This window comes from Streptosporangium fragile (assembly GCF_039534445.1).
GTDB lineage: Bacteria > Actinomycetota > Actinomycetes > Streptosporangiales > Streptosporangiaceae > Streptosporangium > Streptosporangium fragile.
The window spans coordinates 31654-46523 of record NZ_BAAAVI010000013.1 but is presented as its reverse complement, the minus strand read 5'-3'; the positions used below and the strand labels follow the sequence as shown (position 1 = coordinate 46523).

At 69.6% G+C, this 14870-nt stretch carries 16 protein-coding genes; 10 read left to right on the top strand and 6 right to left on the bottom strand.

The window, feature by feature from the left end:
* Positions 1-37: 37 nt before the first annotated feature.
* Complete coding sequence (locus ABD841_RS11120) at positions 38-1399, bottom strand: FAD-binding oxidoreductase (RefSeq protein ID WP_344970358.1); 1362 nt, start codon at positions 1397-1399, stop codon at positions 38-40.
* 281 nt (positions 1400-1680) lie between these two features.
* Here ABD841_RS11120 and ABD841_RS11115 point away from each other — a divergent pair, with 281 nt between their 5' ends.
* Together ABD841_RS11115 and ABD841_RS11110 are read left to right on the top strand one after the other, a co-directional pair.
* Positions 1681-2619: a diacylglycerol/lipid kinase family protein gene (locus ABD841_RS11115; protein WP_344970356.1), complete on the top strand. Its 939-nt coding sequence runs from the start codon at positions 1681-1683 to the stop codon at positions 2617-2619.
* Between the two features lie 57 nt (positions 2620-2676).
* Positions 2677-2832, top strand: a complete 156-nt coding sequence (locus ABD841_RS11110) for a hypothetical protein (RefSeq protein ID WP_344970354.1) — start codon at positions 2677-2679, stop codon at positions 2830-2832.
* A 112-nt stretch (positions 2833-2944) separates the two neighbouring features.
* Here ABD841_RS11110 and ABD841_RS11105 read toward each other — a convergent pair whose 3' ends face one another.
* Positions 2945-3460 (bottom strand): SixA phosphatase family protein, encoded by a 516-nt coding sequence (locus tag ABD841_RS11105; RefSeq protein WP_344970352.1) that lies wholly within the window; start codon positions 3458-3460, stop codon positions 2945-2947.
* A 137-nt stretch (positions 3461-3597) separates the two neighbouring features.
* On the opposite strand from ABD841_RS11105, the gene ABD841_RS11100 reads away from it, so the two are divergent.
* On the top strand, positions 3598-4428 hold the full coding sequence (locus ABD841_RS11100) for an HPP family protein (RefSeq protein ID WP_344970351.1): 831 nt from the start codon (positions 3598-3600) through the stop codon (positions 4426-4428).
* Between the two features lie 439 nt (positions 4429-4867).
* Here ABD841_RS11100 and ABD841_RS11095 read toward each other — a convergent pair whose 3' ends face one another.
* Positions 4868-5161 carry a hypothetical protein gene (locus ABD841_RS11095; protein ID WP_344970349.1) on the bottom strand — a complete coding sequence of 98 codons (294 nt, stop codon included), beginning with the start codon at positions 5159-5161 and terminating at the stop codon, positions 4868-4870.
* A gap of 157 nt (positions 5162-5318) precedes the next feature.
* Between ABD841_RS11095 and ABD841_RS11090 the strand changes: the two genes are divergently transcribed.
* The 4 genes from ABD841_RS11090 (at position 5319) to ABD841_RS11075 (ending at position 8047) form a co-directional block, all read left to right on the top strand.
* Complete coding sequence (locus tag ABD841_RS11090) at positions 5319-5990, top strand: HEAT repeat domain-containing protein (protein WP_425581973.1); 672 nt, start codon at positions 5319-5321, stop codon at positions 5988-5990.
* 3 nt (positions 5991-5993) lie between these two features.
* On the top strand, positions 5994-6998 hold the full coding sequence (locus ABD841_RS11085) for a HEAT repeat domain-containing protein (protein ID WP_344970347.1): 1005 nt from the start codon (positions 5994-5996) through the stop codon (positions 6996-6998).
* Positions 6999-7094: 96 nt separating this feature from the next.
* Positions 7095-7733, top strand: coding sequence for a class I SAM-dependent methyltransferase (locus tag ABD841_RS11080; RefSeq protein WP_344970346.1), 639 nt, complete (start codon positions 7095-7097; stop codon positions 7731-7733).
* A gap of 131 nt (positions 7734-7864) precedes the next feature.
* Positions 7865-8047: a hypothetical protein gene (locus ABD841_RS11075; RefSeq protein WP_344970345.1), complete on the top strand. Its 183-nt coding sequence runs from the start codon at positions 7865-7867 to the stop codon at positions 8045-8047.
* A 33-nt stretch (positions 8048-8080) separates the two neighbouring features.
* On the opposite strand, the gene ABD841_RS11070 is transcribed toward ABD841_RS11075, so the two are convergent.
* Positions 8081-8938 carry an acyl-CoA thioester hydrolase/BAAT C-terminal domain-containing protein gene (locus ABD841_RS11070; RefSeq protein WP_344970343.1) on the bottom strand — a complete coding sequence of 286 codons (858 nt, stop codon included), beginning with the start codon at positions 8936-8938 and terminating at the stop codon, positions 8081-8083.
* A 187-nt stretch (positions 8939-9125) separates the two neighbouring features.
* Here ABD841_RS11070 and ABD841_RS11065 point away from each other — a divergent pair, with 187 nt between their 5' ends.
* Complete coding sequence (locus ABD841_RS11065; RefSeq protein ID WP_344970342.1) at positions 9126-9458, top strand: glyoxalase superfamily protein; 333 nt, start codon at positions 9126-9128, stop codon at positions 9456-9458.
* 841 nt (positions 9459-10299) lie between these two features.
* Here ABD841_RS11065 and ABD841_RS11060 read toward each other — a convergent pair.
* The gene (locus ABD841_RS11060) at positions 10300-11244 is read right to left on the bottom strand and encodes an alpha/beta hydrolase (protein ID WP_344970340.1); all 945 of its coding nucleotides are present in this window, start codon (positions 11242-11244) and stop codon (positions 10300-10302) included.
* Between the two features lie 152 nt (positions 11245-11396).
* Here ABD841_RS11060 and ABD841_RS11055 point away from each other — a divergent pair, with 152 nt between their 5' ends.
* Together ABD841_RS11055 and ABD841_RS11050 are read left to right on the top strand one after the other, a co-directional pair.
* Complete coding sequence (locus tag ABD841_RS11055) at positions 11397-12272, top strand: helix-turn-helix domain-containing protein (RefSeq protein WP_344970339.1); 876 nt, start codon at positions 11397-11399, stop codon at positions 12270-12272.
* 563 nt (positions 12273-12835) lie between these two features.
* Complete coding sequence (locus ABD841_RS11050; protein WP_344970337.1) at positions 12836-13051, top strand: hypothetical protein; 216 nt, start codon at positions 12836-12838, stop codon at positions 13049-13051.
* 499 nt (positions 13052-13550) lie between these two features.
* Here ABD841_RS11050 and ABD841_RS11045 read toward each other — a convergent pair whose 3' ends face one another.
* Positions 13551-14573, bottom strand: coding sequence for a zinc-dependent alcohol dehydrogenase family protein (locus tag ABD841_RS11045; protein WP_344970336.1), 1023 nt, complete (start codon positions 14571-14573; stop codon positions 13551-13553).
* Positions 14574-14870: the final 297 nt, after the last annotated feature.

Sequence of the window (14870 nt, the reverse complement as noted above, 5' to 3'; positions counted from 1 at the left end):
GCACCTCCCGCCGCCGCGGCCGCCCGCACCGGGCCGCTCAGATGGCCTTGCCGGGGTTGAGGATGCCGAGCGGGTCGAAGACCTGCTTGATCCCGTGGTGGAGCTCCTCGGTGACCGGCCCGGTCTCCAGCGAGAGCCAGCGCCGCTTCAGCAGGCCCACGCCGTGCTCGCCGGTGAGCGTGCCCCCCATCCCCAGGGCCTCCCGGAAGACCTCGTCGGCCGCCGTCCACACCGCGGCCGGCGGTTCGGCCAGCGCCCGGTCGAAGATGAAGACCGGGTGCAGGTTGCCGTCGCCCGCGTGGGCGACCGTGCTGATCAGCACCCCGTGCCCGGCCGCGATCGCCTCGATCTTCTCGATCATGTACGGCAGCGCGGAGCGCGGCACGCACACGTCCTCCACCAGGCACTTTCCCAGCCGTTCCTGGGCGCGGTAGGCCATCCGCCGGATCCCGATCAACTCCTCGGTCTCCCGCGCCGACGACGACACCGCCACGAACGACGCGCCGTTGGCAGTGCACAACTCCGCCATGCGCGCGGAGACGGCCGCGCCGTCCGCCGCGTCCGACTGCGCGATCAGCATCGCCCGGGTCGAGTCCGCCAGCCCGATGTTCCGCCAGTCGTCGATGGCCTTGAGCGTGGTGCGGTCGAGCATCTCCAGCAGGGACGGCTGGCACCCGGCCGCGATGATCGCCGAGACGGCGGCGGCGGCGTCCCTGAGGGAGGCGAACTCGGCTCCGATCGTCGCCGGGGAGACCGACGGCGCCCTGCGCAGCCGGACCGTCGCCGCGGTGATCACTCCCAGCGTGCCCTCGGACCCGACGAACAGCCCGGTCAGGTCGTAACCCGTCACACCCTTCACGGTGCGCCTGCCCGTGTCGATCACACGCCCGTCCGCGAGCACGACCTCCAGGCCCAGCGCCGAGTCGCGGGTCACGCCGTACTTCACGCACCGCAGCCCGCCCGCGTTGGTGGCCAGGTTGCCGCCGATCGTGGAGATCTCGTACGAGGAGGGGTCGGGGGCGTACATCAGCCCGTGTTCGCGGGCGGCCCGGTCCAGGTCCGCGGTGATGACGCCCGGCTCCACCACGGCGATCTCGTCGTCGGGGGACAGTTCCCTGACGGCCGCCATCTTGTGCAGCGCCAGCACCACGCATCCCTCGACGGCGGTCGCCCCGCCGGCCAGGCCGGTCCCGGCGCCCCGGGGGACCACGGGCACGCGGTGCGCGGTGGCCCACCTCATCACGGCGACCACATCGTCCCGGCTGTGCGCCAGCACCACGGCGAGCGGCCTGCCCGGTTCGACGAAGGTCTGGTCACGGGAGTAGGTGTCGGTCACGTCGGGGTCCGTCAGGACCTTCTCCGGTGCGAGCGCGGCGACGAGTTCGGCGATAGCGGTCACAGGGGGAGACTGTACGGCCCTCCCCCGCGGGGGCCCGCAGGCGCCCGGAACCCCTGCTCCGACGACGGCCGCCGCGCGGGTGCCGGCCGCCCCGGGGCCGAGGCGGTCAGGACGGGGTCCGGCCCGGCGAATCTCCTCTTCACGACGGCCCGGACCGACAAGGGAGAGCACGGGGGTAAACCGCCCGGGAGGCGGATCCGGCCTGCCGGATCCGGCCCCGCCGCCGCCCGTGGCGGGGCCTACGATTTGAGCGGGCAGGCACCCGACCGGATAGGGGCAGCGTGGGAGAGCTTCGAAGCAAGGCCGAGCACACCGAGGTCATCAAGACCGGGGGAAAGGTCTGCGTGGTCGTCAACACGCGCTCGCGCCGCGGCCGGCGCCGCTACTCCGAGGTGGCCCGCCTGCTCAGGGCGGAGGGGTTCGACCCGATCCGGATCTTCCCCGTGGTCGACCCCAGGCGCCTGCGCGCCACCCTCGAAGAGGCGCTGGCGGCCGGGCCCGACCTGCTCGTCGTGGGCGGCGGCGACGGCACGCTCAGCGCCGCGGTCAAGCACGTCGCCCACCGCGACGTCGCCCTCGGCGTGCTGCCCCTGGGCACCACCAACAACTTCGTCCGCAGCCTCGGCATCCCGCTCGACCTGGCCGGCGCGATCAGGGTGTTCCGCACCGGGAAGGTCGCCGACGTCGACCTGGGCGTCGCCGGCGACCGCGAGTTCGCCAACCTGGCCAGCTTCGGGGTCTCCGTGGAGGTGGCGGGCAGGGTCAGGCATTGGGTGAAGCGCATCCTGGGCCGCGCGGCCTACCCGCTCACCGCCCTGACGATCCTCCCGAGCCACCGGCCGTTCCGCGCCTTCCTCACCGTGGACGGCCGCCGCCACGAGCTCCTCACCCACCAGCTCAACATCGCCAACGGACGCTTCCACGGCGGCTGGCAGGTGGCCAAGGACATCAGCATCGACAACGGCCTCCTGGTGGCCTACCAGCTCGGTTCGGGCAAGCGCCTGCGCCTGCTGGTGGAGACCATGATCCGGGCCACCACCGGCCGCTGGCGCAGCCTCGCGGGCGGCCCGTTCGTCATGGGCCGGGAGATGCGCCTGGAGACCGACCCCCCGATGGCCGCCGACGTCGACGGCGAGGTCCGCCTGATGACCCCCATCACCATCCGCACCGTCCCGAACGGCCTGCGGGTGATGGTCCCCGACGACTTCGTCGACTCCTGAACCGATTGATGTGGCGTTTCGTGGGTAGTCGTCCTTTTCCGAGGGACGGAGGACACCATGGCATCCCTGATCGACCGCATTCGCAACTATTTCAGGACCCCGCAGGGCCGCAGGAACGTCGAGAAGGCCAAGGCGATGGCCCGTGACCCGCGCACCCAGCAGAAGGCCCGCCGGCTCCTGAGCCGCTTCCGCGTCGGCCACACCCACCGGTAGCCCCGCCGGCAGGTGAGGTCCGTACGGGCCCGCCCGCACCCGCCGACCGGCGGGTGCGGCTCCCCCATGCCCGCCTCCGGCCGGCCCGGGCCTGCCACATCACGAGTTCACCTCAGTGAGCGTGCGGGGCCCAGAAGGCGACCAGGCGGGCGACGCCATGCTCCACACTTTTCCAGGAGCCGGTGAAGGCGAGGACCGCAATCGCGGCGGTGGGGAACCCGGAACGGTTCATCCGGGACAACAGATCGCCCTCGGCCTCACCGGCGAGCGCGTCGGCCAGGGCGTGGACGCCGGGGTTATGGCCCACGATCACCAGATCGCCCACCTCCTCGCCCACCTCGTTGACAAGGGCGAGGAGTTCTCCGAGGGAGGCCTCATACAGCCGCTCGTCATAGACGGTGCGGGGCCGCCGGGGCAGTTCGCCGACCGCGAGCTTCCACGTCTCCCGGCAGCGGGCGGCCGTCGAGCACAGGGCCAGGTCGGGTGCGATGCCCGATCCGGCCAGCCAGCGGCCGGCGGCGGGGGCGTCCTTGCGCCCGCGGTCGGCCAACGGCCGCTCGTGATCGTCTCCGTCGGACCATTCGGCCTTGGCCTGGCGCAGGCCACGGCCTGCACCTCCACCTTCCACCTTGATCCAACAAGTTACCGCCAGTGCCGTATCAGGCGACGTTCGCCCTGTGGTCAAGCGTTTCCGCTGACCTGCAAGTGAGGCACAAGTGAGTTCTGCGATTTTTGCCACGATGCTGAGATCGCAGGAGGGTTTCCATGGGGGTTCGCAACTTCTTCCCGGCCGACCGGATGCGCAGGTGGACGACGCCGTTCCTGCCGTACGCGTCCGGACCGGGAGGGGGTCTGGAGACCGCGCGGCTCGATTCGCAGGCCATCGGGGACAGGAAGGAGATCTCGCTGGGAAAGGGGGTGCGCATGAGGGGGCCCATCGAGGCCACACCGGATCTGGAGACCCGGGTGGAGCCGTCGCGACCCTGGCGGACCGCCTACGCGGCGTACTCGGATGTCTCCGACAAGGACGATGAGAAGGCGGCCTCCGTCTCACCGACGAGTGGGAAAGCCGAGACGTCCGACGAGACCACCGCGACGGACGCCCGGAAGCGCCTCAGGAGCCGCGCGCCCGCCCGGCCGAAGATGGCGGCCATCGCCGTCTTCACCGCCGGCTCAACGATCGCCCTGGTCGCCCTGGTCGCGTTCGGCACCGTGCTGGACCAGGTCTGGCTGATGCCCCCGCTTGTCGCCAGCGCCGCCCTGGTCTTCGGCGCGCCGACCCTGCCACTGTCGCAGCCGCGAAGCGTGATCGGCGGTCAGCTGCTGGCGGCGCTCACCGGATTCGCCGTACTGGCCGTCGCCGGCTCTTCCATCTGGGCCGCCGCCGTCGCCGGCGGCCTGGCCCTCGGGGTCACGGCCCTGACGCGCACGCCGCACTCACCCGCCGCCGCCACCGCGACGGTCGTGGTCGCCCAGCAGCAGCCCATGGTGCCGTTCCTGCCGATACTCGTCACCGCAACCGTCGTCCTGGTGATCATCGGCATGCTCATCGGACGCAGCAGGGTGACGGCGCGCTACCCCACCTACTGGTGGTGACGACCACCGACTCTGCCGCTTCGCCCGGGAGACCGCACTGACCGGTTGCCATGCCCGGCTCGCATTCACTCCGCCGGTACGCAGGGCCGCCAGGCCCGAGCACCGGAAACATGGCGTTGCGTTCGAGCCACCGGGAAAACCTCCGGAACAGTTCCGGGCGTTACGCGGATCAACGCGACAGCCACCGGCATTCCACAGCCCATGGACCGGAACAGATCACTGACTTCCGATGCGCTTCTCCCGGTCACGAATGCCGGACGATCGATGCCGACGACCTCCCCGAACTCGCCCAGCACCTTCGCGATCAGGAAGGAACGGGGTCATGAACGCCACGACGGCCGTGGGGCCACGCCCGGGCCACCAGCGGGCGTCCGGCCGGGGAGTATCCGATCGGCGTGGCCGCCGCCGTCGGCCGTGACACCTTCCGGCAAAGCACCTGCTAGCAGGCGAGATCTGAGCGTTGTCGTCGGCCCCGCAGGTTCTCCAGCGCGGCCGCGACCTCACGAACCTGCTCAGGTCGCCGGGTACACCAGTCGGAGACGTCGTTGAACCATCGGTTCCAGACGGAGCCGACAGCGTCAGCGGTGATCTCTTCTCTGCCGCATACGAGAGCGACGAGATCACCGACTTCGGGGTCGTACTCGTCGTCAGGGGCCCCCATGCCCAGCAGACCTTCGGGGTCGTAGCGGTTGATCAACGCGCGGACGGCGACGGCCAGCTGATCATCAGTCATGACTCCAGCATGCCCCGGCACAGCGGCGAGCGGCAGGCGTCAGCTCGGTGACGCGGACCCGAGCGGGGCCAGGGTGCCTGGTGATCTCGCGGCTGTCGATTCCGCTTGACCTTGACACAGTGACAAGGTCTTCACTGCTGCCAAGGAGGTGGTCCCGATGACCATGCAGAGACAGGACACGGATACGATGCGAGCTTTCCGGGAGCTGGAGGACAGCCGCTCGTCAGTGCGGCTGCGGGCGGCGATGGCGATCGGTACGACCCCTGACCCGCGGTTCATCGACAAGCTCATCGAACGATGCGCGACCGAACCCGAATTCTATGTGCGCGATATGCTGACGTGGGCGCTCACCCGCCACCCGGCATCCGTGACGGTTCCGGAGCTTCTCAAGGAGCTCCGCTCGAAGCGCGCGCAGGCGCGAAGCCAGGCGCTGCACACGCTGTCCAAGATCGGGGATCGGCAAGCGTGGCCGGCGATCACACGGGCGCTTCTGTCCGACGCCGACGACGAGGTGGCGCGGAGCGCCTGGCGGGCAGCGGTCGTGCTCGTGCCCGAAGGCGAAGAGCCCGAGTTGGCCGCGGCGTTGTCGAGACAGCTCGGGCGCGGCGGACGTGAGATGCGGCTGAGCCTCAGCCGGGCGCTGGTCGCGCTCGGTGAGGTGATTGTGCCCACGCTGCGCGCTGCGAGGACGGACCTCGACCCGCGCGTGCGCGCGCACGCGATCGCCACGGAACGACTGTTGCGCGACCCGGATGCCGGATTCGAGTTCGCGATCGAGGAGGCCAAGCGCGTCATAGCCCTCGGCAGCACCGGCAAGGAGGAGCGATAGGCAGTGTTGATCGGTGATGTGGCACGGCGGTCCGGGGTCAGCGCCCGCATGCTCAGGCATTACGACGCACTTGGCCTGGTGCGGCCAACGGGTCGTAGCGGCGCGGGCTATCGGGAGTACTCCGGCGAGGACGTGCGGCGGATCTTCCATATCGAGAGCCTGCGGTCCTTGGGGCTGTCGCTGCGTGACGTCGGGCGCGCGCTCGATGACCCCGACTTCACGCCCTCGGAGCTCGTCGACAACCTCATCCGCCAGACGCGAGAACGCATTGCGGCTGAGACGGAGTTGCTCACGCGACTGCGTCGGATCGACGCCGTGGAACCCGCCGACTGGGAGGATGTCCTCCAGGTCGTCGCACTGCTGCAGGCGTTGGGGTCAAAGAGCGCCGGCAAGCGCCAGCGCGCGGCCTTGTCCGCAGCCGAAGAGGTTGCGGTGCCAGTGGAAGCACTGGTCGAGGCAGCGCTGAGCGAAACGGACCCGAACGTCGCCGGAGCCCTTCGCTGGGCTTTGGCGCAATCGGGCGATGACGGCTTGGCGCTGCTGGCGGAGGGCCTCGGCTCACCGGTAGCCGAGGTGCGCAGACGTGCCGTCCAGTCCATCGCCGAGATTCCGGGCGGTGCGGCGACCACACTGCTGCAGGACGCCCTCGCGGACCCCGACATCGCGGTCCGCAGGTATGCGGCTCCGGCACTCGGGGCACGTGGAGTGGCCGACGCGATCCCGACGCTCATCGACATGATCGTCGAGGGGACGAACGACGTCGATGCGGCCGATGCCCTGAGCGCGCTAGCGAGTCGTCCCGCGTTGGTGGATCGGATCGCTACCGGGCTTGTCGATCGCCTCACCCACGGCAGCGTCGAATCGTCCGCACGTCGACGGCTGACACAGGCGCTCGCGGATATCCCGGGAACCACGGCGTCACGAGCCCTCGCAGATCTGTCACATGACGAGGACCGTGCCGTTGCGCTTACCGCGACATACATTCTCGGGATACGCGACGCACGATGACGGATCTTTCCCGGGGTGCTGTGCGCGGCGCCGGACCACGAGGGTGCTGTCCTCGCAGCGGAGGATCTTGAGGCGAATCGGGTAGGGTGGCCCGTCATGGCCGAACACCCCTCCTATCTCACTGCCGCAGCGAATGCCTACGACGCCGTCGCCGCTCTTTACGCCGACCTCACCCAAGGCGCGCTCAAGGACCAGCCGCTGGATCGTGCGGCGCTGGGCGTGTTCGCCGAGGTCGTGCGGACCGCCGGTGGTGGGCCGGTCGCCGAGCTCGGATGCGGCCCTGGACATGTGACGGCGTACCTGCAGAAGCTGGGACTGGACATTTTCGGCCTCGACCTGTCGGCGGTGATGATCGATCTTGCCCGTGAGGCGTATCCGGACCTGCGCTTCGAGGTCGGTTCGATGGACGCCCTGGACCTGGCCGATGGAGGGCTGCGGGGCATCGTGTCCTGGTACTCCGTCATCCATACGCCCCCGCAGGAGCTGCCGGCGTACTTCAGGGAGTTCCGCCGAGTTCTGGCCCCGGGCGGCCATCTCCTGCTCGGCTTCTTCGAGTCCGAAGGAGGGCCGGTGACGCCCTTCGACCACAAGGTGACGCGGGCATATCGGTGGCCGATCGACGAACTGGCCGCGCTGGCACGCGCCGCCGACTTCGTCGAAGTCGGCCGGGTGCTGCGCGAACCTCACGCGGAGGAGCGGTACCGCCAGGGCCGCCTACTGATGCGCCGACAGTAAAGGCCGATCTCGCGCTAAGATCGCATGCTCGAAATCGTTGGAGGGGATCCGAGCCACCACCTGAGCTCCTTGAGCTTATCGACCGCGCCAAAGCCACCGGCCGGCTGCGCCCCCACTTCGCCGACCAGAACATGGTCATCCTGCTCATGGCCAACGCCGGCGTCATCACCGCCCCCGACAGCTCAGCCCGCCTGATCGCCTACACGATCCAAGCCTTCACCGCGCCCCAGCCCGCCACCTTGCCGCCCCCGCCCGACCCCGACGCCCTGGCCCCGGCCATGCTCGGCCTGGCCTGCACCCCGCCACCGTCCTGAGTCCGACCTGCAGACTGCATCCGCGTACGGAAATCACGGCATCACCTGAAGTGCCTGGAGGATATGGGGCCACGCCGCCGCTCCCAAGGCGGCGTCCGCGCCTGGTGATCCCCCATACAGATAGCGTGTCGACGCCGGAGCAGGTGACTCTCCAGGCAGACGAGGGCGGTGGCCCGCATCCGAACTGCTGACGATACGAACCGGACGACCCATCGCCGAGCGGCGGGCGGCCAGTTCTTCGGCGAAGGAAAGCGACGGCCACATCCGGTCATCCGCGCCCGCCACGAGCAAGAGGTCGCCGGTCGCTTGCTCGACGGGAATCGCCGCGGCTTCTGCCGTTCCGGTGAATCTCGTACGGCTGCGTTCATAGAGCGTGCGGTAGGCCACCGGGGAACCTTCCGGCTCTGCCGGAGCCCAGGTGTCGTCATAGGGAACGAACGGCACCGGCTCTCCCCGCCAGGTCCACGAGGACCGGTACGGGTGAGTGCGTCCATCGACGCCCGGCCCGATGTTCGCCCAGACGAGCGAGGTGGGCGACAGCGCGACCACCGCATCGATACGGGGGTCGAGCCCGGCAATGAGCAGCGCGGCCTCGGCACCTTTGGAGACCCCGACAACGCCGACGCGCCGCACCCCGGCATTCAGAAGCAGGCCCACGGCGGTGCTGAAGGTCTCCAGCGGGATCTCGCAGATTCCCCCCGGTTGTCCGGGGCCACCGAACCAGCGGATCGACAACGCGACGGCACCCCGCCGGGCCAGCAGGCGCGACCGCTCGATCTCGATGCGCCCGCTGGAGCCGGCCAGAACAAGGACACCGACGTCTCCGCCGCCCCCGGGCGTGATCATGATCCCTTCGTAAGGGGTGGTAAGGCTGCGCTCGGTGATCTCCACACATACTTCCTATCCAAGATCGGGGCGTCAGCGTGGGGCGCCAACGCCATCGCAGCTCGGTGGATCGTGATCTCAAGGCTGTGGCTGGAGTGGTTCGAAGTCCTGCCCCTGGGCGCGGTGGTGGCGCCGGAAGTCCTCCGGATCAGGCAACGTTTGCCCTGTCGGGTGCTCTGAGAGGATGGGCCGCATGGACGAGGAAGTCATCCCGATTCTTCACGTCAAGGATGCCGCTGTGGCGGTCGCGTGGTACGACCGTCTGGGCTTCACCCAGCAGTGGGAGCATCGCTTCGAACCGGGACTTCCCGCGTTCGTCGAGGTAGCCCGTGGCCGGGTGAGGTTGTTCTTGTCGGAGCACAAAGGCGACGCCCGCCCGGATACGTTGGTCTACCTCCGCGTCCGTGATGTCGACGCCGTCGCGGACGAGTTCGGTATCCAGGTGAAGGACGCTCCGTGGGCGCGCGAGATCGAGCTGCGTGATCCTGACGGCAACCGGCTACGGGTGGGCACACCTACGGAATGAACGCTCCCGGCCGGCGCGTGGCAGCGAAACTGTGCCGGTGGCTGGGGTGCCTTGGAGGCTCCGGACGTGCAGCCCACCAGGGTTGAAATCTCCGGAAGTGGAGAGAGCGCCGAAGCGTGACCAGAGAAGGTTCACCGAGCGCCCGGTCTGAGCTCATCGACGCGGAGAAGGCCAATCACCAGGTCGCGGCGATGCGCGCGTGGCTGGGCGTGTCGCGGCCGGGCTACTACGAATAAGGGGGACCACGTCGACCCCTCCCCGGTCGGTGGGTGGTTGAGCGGACCTCGTGACCGCCTGGCCGCACCGGTTCAAGCGGCTACGCGTCCGCTGGATCTGACCTCGGGCGAGTGAGCGAGGACTGTCTGCCGATCAGTGGTCCGAGTGTGATCCGGCGGCCGTGTCGTTCCTTCGTGCGACTCCGCGGTGCGTCCGGAAACGGTGTGCCCGGAATGCGGAATCGCCCCTGCCCCGTCGAGGCCTCGACTGGGGCAGGGGCGATTTGATCAGTGGAGGTGCGCGGCATGCTGCCGGGCGAAACCTCGGAACACCGGGACGGTCACCGCATCCACCAACCGCTCGCCGATGCCCGGGTGATGGCTGGCCATGAGCGCCTTGGCTGTCTCGTGCTGCTACGGGGTGAGCACCTGACCCCGGGGTCAGGCCGGAGGCGCGCACGCCGTCACCGGCCCACTGCAAGCCACTGGTGACCGGGAGCCGGAAAGGGGGCAGCCAAGGTGGGCCGGAAACCCACAATCGCGATCTTGGCCGAGCGAGTCGAGGGAGGTCGGCTGCCGGGGCGGGCGACCCCTCGCATTCGCAGCTTGAAACGCTCGCCCGATGATCATTTATGGTCACAGCCCTGGGCCACCCGGGCCAGGTTCTCGCCGAAGAACCCGGCGATCCTTTCGACGGCGAGGTCCACGTACTGCTTCCTGTCATAGAGGTCAACGTGACTGGCACCGTCGATCCAGTGGATCTCCTTGGGGCCGGTGGCGCGCTGGAAGGCTTCGACGCTCATCCATGACGTAACGGCGCGGGTGCCGACGATCATAAGCAGCGGCCGGCGCCCGATCAGCGGGATCGGCGCGAAGGCGTCGAAGGCCGCCATCTTGTCGATGCTGTTCCATGTGAGGAAGCCCGCCGAGCGGGGATGCCGGGCACGTTCGGTGCGGTAGTACTCGAAGCCCTCGGCACCGTGCTCTCCACCCAGCGCACAGGCCTGCTCGACGGTGTCGGGAAAGAGAGTCAACACCGGCGGTTCCTCGCCCCGGGCCTCAACGGTGCGGGCGTGGGCCGCGGCGTCCAGCATGCCGAGGAACACGGCCGGGTCCTGGGCGCCGTCGGCCCCCAGGCGGAACTGGCGGGCGACGTCGACGGCGCTGACGGTGGCGAGGGCCTTGACGCGGCGGTCGCCTGCGGTGGCCGAGAGGGCGTAGCCGCCGGAGGCGCAGATGCCGAGCACGCCGATGCGGTCCGGATCGACGTCGCCCCGGCTGGTGAGGAAGGAGACGGCGGCCTTGAGATCCTCGACGCGCTGCGCGGGGTCCTCCAGGCCGCGAGGTTCGCCGCCGCTCTCGCCCTGGTAGGCCGCGTCGTAGGCGAGCGTGACGAACCCCCTTTCGGCCAGGTGTCGGGCGTAGAGGCCGGCGGTCTGTTCCTTCACACCGGTGCCGGGGTGGCCAACGACGATCGCCGGACGCGGCTCCTCGGCCGGGGTGTCGGGAAGGTGGAGATGGCCGGCGAGCGGGATGCCGGCGCTGTGGAAGGTGACGTCGATCTTCGTCATGGGACTCTCCGTCCAGTGGTCAGCCGGCCCGGCACGGTGCCGGGCACGTGTCCACAGTCGTCGCAGTCCTGGGGAGGCAAAAGCGGCGAGTTCCTGCCTAGGAAAAAACCTGCCCCCTCCCCCTCACCACTTCAAGCCCGACAATGGAGGACATGAGCACCATGTCCGGCCCCGGCGAACTCGGCGCCTTCCTCAAGGCTCGCCGGGCACAACTGGCCCCGCAGGACCTCGGCCTGCCCGAGCAGGACTCTCGCCGCAAGGTCGCGGGGCTTCGCCGCGAGGAGGTCGCCCAGCTCGCCGCGATCAGCGTCGACTATTACACGCGGCTGGAGCAGGGTCGTGTCCGAGCCTCCGCGTCGGTGCTCGCCACGCTGGCTCAGGCACTGCGTCTCAACGACGACCAGCAGCGGTACTTGTATCAACTGGCCGACAAGGCCGACGCGCGGCCTCGGAGGCGTCGGCCCGCGCAACGCGTGCGCCCCGCCATGCGGCGCCTGCTCGATCAGCTCACCGGTACCCCCGCCATCGTTCTGGGCAAACGGCTGGACATCCTGGAATGGAACGCGGGCGCCGCCGCCTTGTACACCGACTTCTCGCAGCTCCCCGCGGACCGGCGCAACTACCTGTACCTGCTGTTCACCGACCCGATCATCCGGGGCATGCACCTGGAGTGGGAGCACGACGCCCGCGACGCCGTCGCCGCCCTGCGCATGGAGTCCGCGGCCGATCCCGACGACCCCCAGCTCGCTCGGCTCGTCGGCGAGCTGTCCGTGCGGGACGCCGACTTCCGAACCTGGTGGGCGGAGCATCGCGTCAACAACGCCGCCTATGGCACCAAGCGCTACCGGCATCGGCTGGTCGGCGACCTCACCCTCGATTGCGACACGTGGAGCAGTCCCGACGGCTCGGAACAGCGCCTCATGGTCCTCACCGCCGAGCCCGGTTCCCCGTCGCACGATGCGCTGCTCATCCTCACCTCATGGGCGCCCGGACAGCCGAGCGGGAGTCTCCCTTCCGCGCCGCGATGATCGGCGCGTCCCGGCCGAGCTCGGCCGATTGCCGGTACGGTCGTGGTCTTCCTTCCGCGGGGCCGATCCGGCGGAGGTAGTGCGCCGCTGTCAGCCGCGGCGGGAACTCCGGAAGCAAACACCGGCCGAGCCGCCGTCGCCGGAGGCCCTCGGCTCGACGACCCGCGGGCGCTGTCGTCCTTCTGGCGCGACGTACTGGGCTACGTCCGCCCCGGCCCGCCCGGAGTCGACCTGTCCGAGGACGCCGACCCGCCGGCCGCGTGGGACGACTTCCTCGCGCGGGTCGGCGTACCGGAGGAGCAGCGCGTCCTTCCTTGTCGAATTGCGCTCCGTGACAAGAACTGTGCACTGACAGGCAACAAGCGCCGCTTGTGACGCTTGTACGATTCTTGCGAATTAAGTGCGGAATCGATTCCCACTCAAAATCGGAGAAAGTTCGTATTCTCCTAACCCGCCAATGAGGAGGACTGATGCGCAAGGCCAGAACAACGGTGCTGGCGATACTGGGCGCGGTTGGACTGACACTGTCAGCCGCCCCGGCACAGGCCGGGTCCGCTCAAGCCATGGGCAACGCGCCGAGTTGTGTCGCCGTCTGGCACAAGGTCGGCAACGTCACCAAGACCGGCTACGCCCGCAACGACTGCTCCAAGAGACTCAGGCTGAAGATTGTCTGGGCGCACGGCGCGGATGGCGCCTGCCACACCGTGGACCCCCGCAAGCAGATCAAGCACAAGATCCCCCGCGGCCCGCGGACGTTCGACGGCGCGAGCACGTGCTGACCAGCGCCGCTGCCCTTCCCGGGCGACGGCGAGAGCGATCGGTCACCGTCTGCGACTGAGGATTCATGAGCAAGGCCGGGACAACGGTGTGGTGACACCGGGCGCCGCACGATAGGGCAGGAGGCGCTGCCGTTTCGGCATCTCAGGCGCAGCGGGCACCCGCCGGGGATACCCGGCGGGTGCGCCGGTCGGGTCTGATGCCGGGAACACCGCAGGTAGCAGCCTCTGCCGCCAATTTCTGTACCGATCCTCCCCGAATGCCGATCGAGCTGCGCGAGCGTGGCGAGCCCCGTCACGACCCGTGGGGGTTCAACCCGTTCGAGCGCCGCTGAGCTGCCCTGCTCCCCACAGGTCCACGTGGCCGGCGTCCGGGACGGCGTGAAACCCCCTGGGCTCGGCCGCCATGCGCGGGCTTCCGGCATGGGGTTCATCAAGCCTTGAGGTTGGTGGCTGCCTGGCCGGCGGAGCGGGTCGCCGGACAGGCAGCCACCGGGTGGGGTCAAACGCGCAGCAGGGCCTTGACGGCGCGGCGCTCGTCCATGGCCCGGTAGGCCTCGGCGGCCTGCTCCAGCGGCAGCGTGAGGTCGAAGACCTTGCCGGGGTCGATCCTCCGGTCCCAGATCAACCCGATCAGCTCGGGCAGGAACCGGCGCACCGGGGCCGGGCCGCCGAGCAGACTGACCTGGGCGAAGAAGAGCTCTTCGCCGCTGAGCGCGACGTCGTGGTTGACGCCCACGAAGCCGACGTGGCCACCGGGGCGGGCGGAGCGGATGGCCTGATGCATCGACTCCTGGGTGCCGACCGCCTCGACGACCGAGTGGGCGCCCACGCCGCCGGTCAGGTCCTTGACCTGGGCCACGCCGTCGTCTCCGCGCTCGGTGACGATGTCGGTGGCGCCGAACTCCAGCGCGAGCTTCTGGCGCGTCCTGTGGCGGCTCATGGCGATGATCCGCTCGGCGCCGAGCTGCTTGGCGGCCAGCACCGCCAGCAGGCCGACCGCGCCGTCGCCGACGACCGCGACCGTCTTGCCGGGGCCGGCCTGCGCGGCCACCGCGCCGAACCAGCCGGTGCCCAGCACGTCGGAGGCGGCCAGGAGGCTGGGGATCAGCTCCGCGTCGGGCATGCCCGGGGTGGCCACGAGCGTGCCGTCGGCGTGCGGGATCAGGGCCCGTTCCGCCTGGGTGCCGACCTCGTTCATGAACACGCGGTGGACGCAGGAGGAGGGGTAGCCGGAGCGGCAGATCTCGCAGGTGCCGTCGGAGGCGACGAACGAGCCGACGACGAACTGGCCGGGCCTGACGTTCTTGACCTCGCTACCGACCTCCTCGACGATCCCGACGTACTCGTGCCCCATCGGTATCGGCCGGTCGACGGAGTCCACCCCGCGGAAAGGCCACAGGTCCGAGCCGCAGACACAGGCCGCCGACAGCCGGATGATCGCATCCGTCGGGGCGGTGATCTTCGGGTCGGCGACCTCCTCCACCCGGACGTCGCCGGGGGCGTGCAGCACTACACCACGCATATCGTTCACTCCTTGAGCGTGTTGTCCGGCACCTGTTGCTTTCAGCAGCCCACACCCGCTCGGCACTGGCACGGATCGGGCAGACCGCTCTCCGGCCGTCCGGGCGCCACCTGCAGGTACGCATCGCAGATGCGTCCCAGCGGGGTGGGCATGCTGGTCACCTATCCATAAAAGCGCCGGTCAGGCGGGCGAAGAAGGCATCGGTGAAAGGTGTACCGACAGGGCACCCCTGCCAGGTGCGAGGCCGCATACCGTGAGGAGGGTGGACATCCGGCCCCACGCCGGGCACGGCCATCC

Excerpts from the sequence above, each read along its gene's own strand:
- ABD841_RS11050 (WP_344970337.1), top strand. The coding sequence starts at position 12,836 with ATGGGCAACGCGCCGAGTTGTGTCGCCGTCTGGCACAAGGTCGGCAAC.
- ABD841_RS11095 (WP_344970349.1), bottom strand. The coding sequence starts at position 5,161 with ATGACTGATGATCAGCTGGCCGTCGCCGTCCGCGCGTTGATCAACCGC.
- ABD841_RS11100 (WP_344970351.1), top strand. The coding sequence starts at position 3,598 with ATGGGGGTTCGCAACTTCTTCCCGGCCGACCGGATGCGCAGGTGGACG.
- ABD841_RS11055 (WP_344970339.1), top strand. The coding sequence starts at position 11,397 with ATGAGCACCATGTCCGGCCCCGGCGAACTCGGCGCCTTCCTCAAGGCT.
- ABD841_RS11065 (WP_344970342.1), top strand. The coding sequence starts at position 9,126 with ATGGACGAGGAAGTCATCCCGATTCTTCACGTCAAGGATGCCGCTGTG.
- ABD841_RS11075 (WP_344970345.1), top strand. The coding sequence starts at position 7,865 with ATGGTCATCCTGCTCATGGCCAACGCCGGCGTCATCACCGCCCCCGAC.
- ABD841_RS11090 (WP_425581973.1), top strand. The coding sequence starts at position 5,319 with ATGACCATGCAGAGACAGGACACGGATACGATGCGAGCTTTCCGGGAG.
- ABD841_RS11110 (WP_344970354.1), top strand. The coding sequence starts at position 2,677 with ATGGCATCCCTGATCGACCGCATTCGCAACTATTTCAGGACCCCGCAG.
- ABD841_RS11060 (WP_344970340.1), bottom strand. The coding sequence starts at position 11,244 with ATGACGAAGATCGACGTCACCTTCCACAGCGCCGGCATCCCGCTCGCC.
- ABD841_RS11045 (WP_344970336.1), bottom strand. The coding sequence starts at position 14,573 with ATGCGTGGTGTAGTGCTGCACGCCCCCGGCGACGTCCGGGTGGAGGAG.
- ABD841_RS11080 (WP_344970346.1), top strand. The coding sequence starts at position 7,095 with ATGGCCGAACACCCCTCCTATCTCACTGCCGCAGCGAATGCCTACGAC.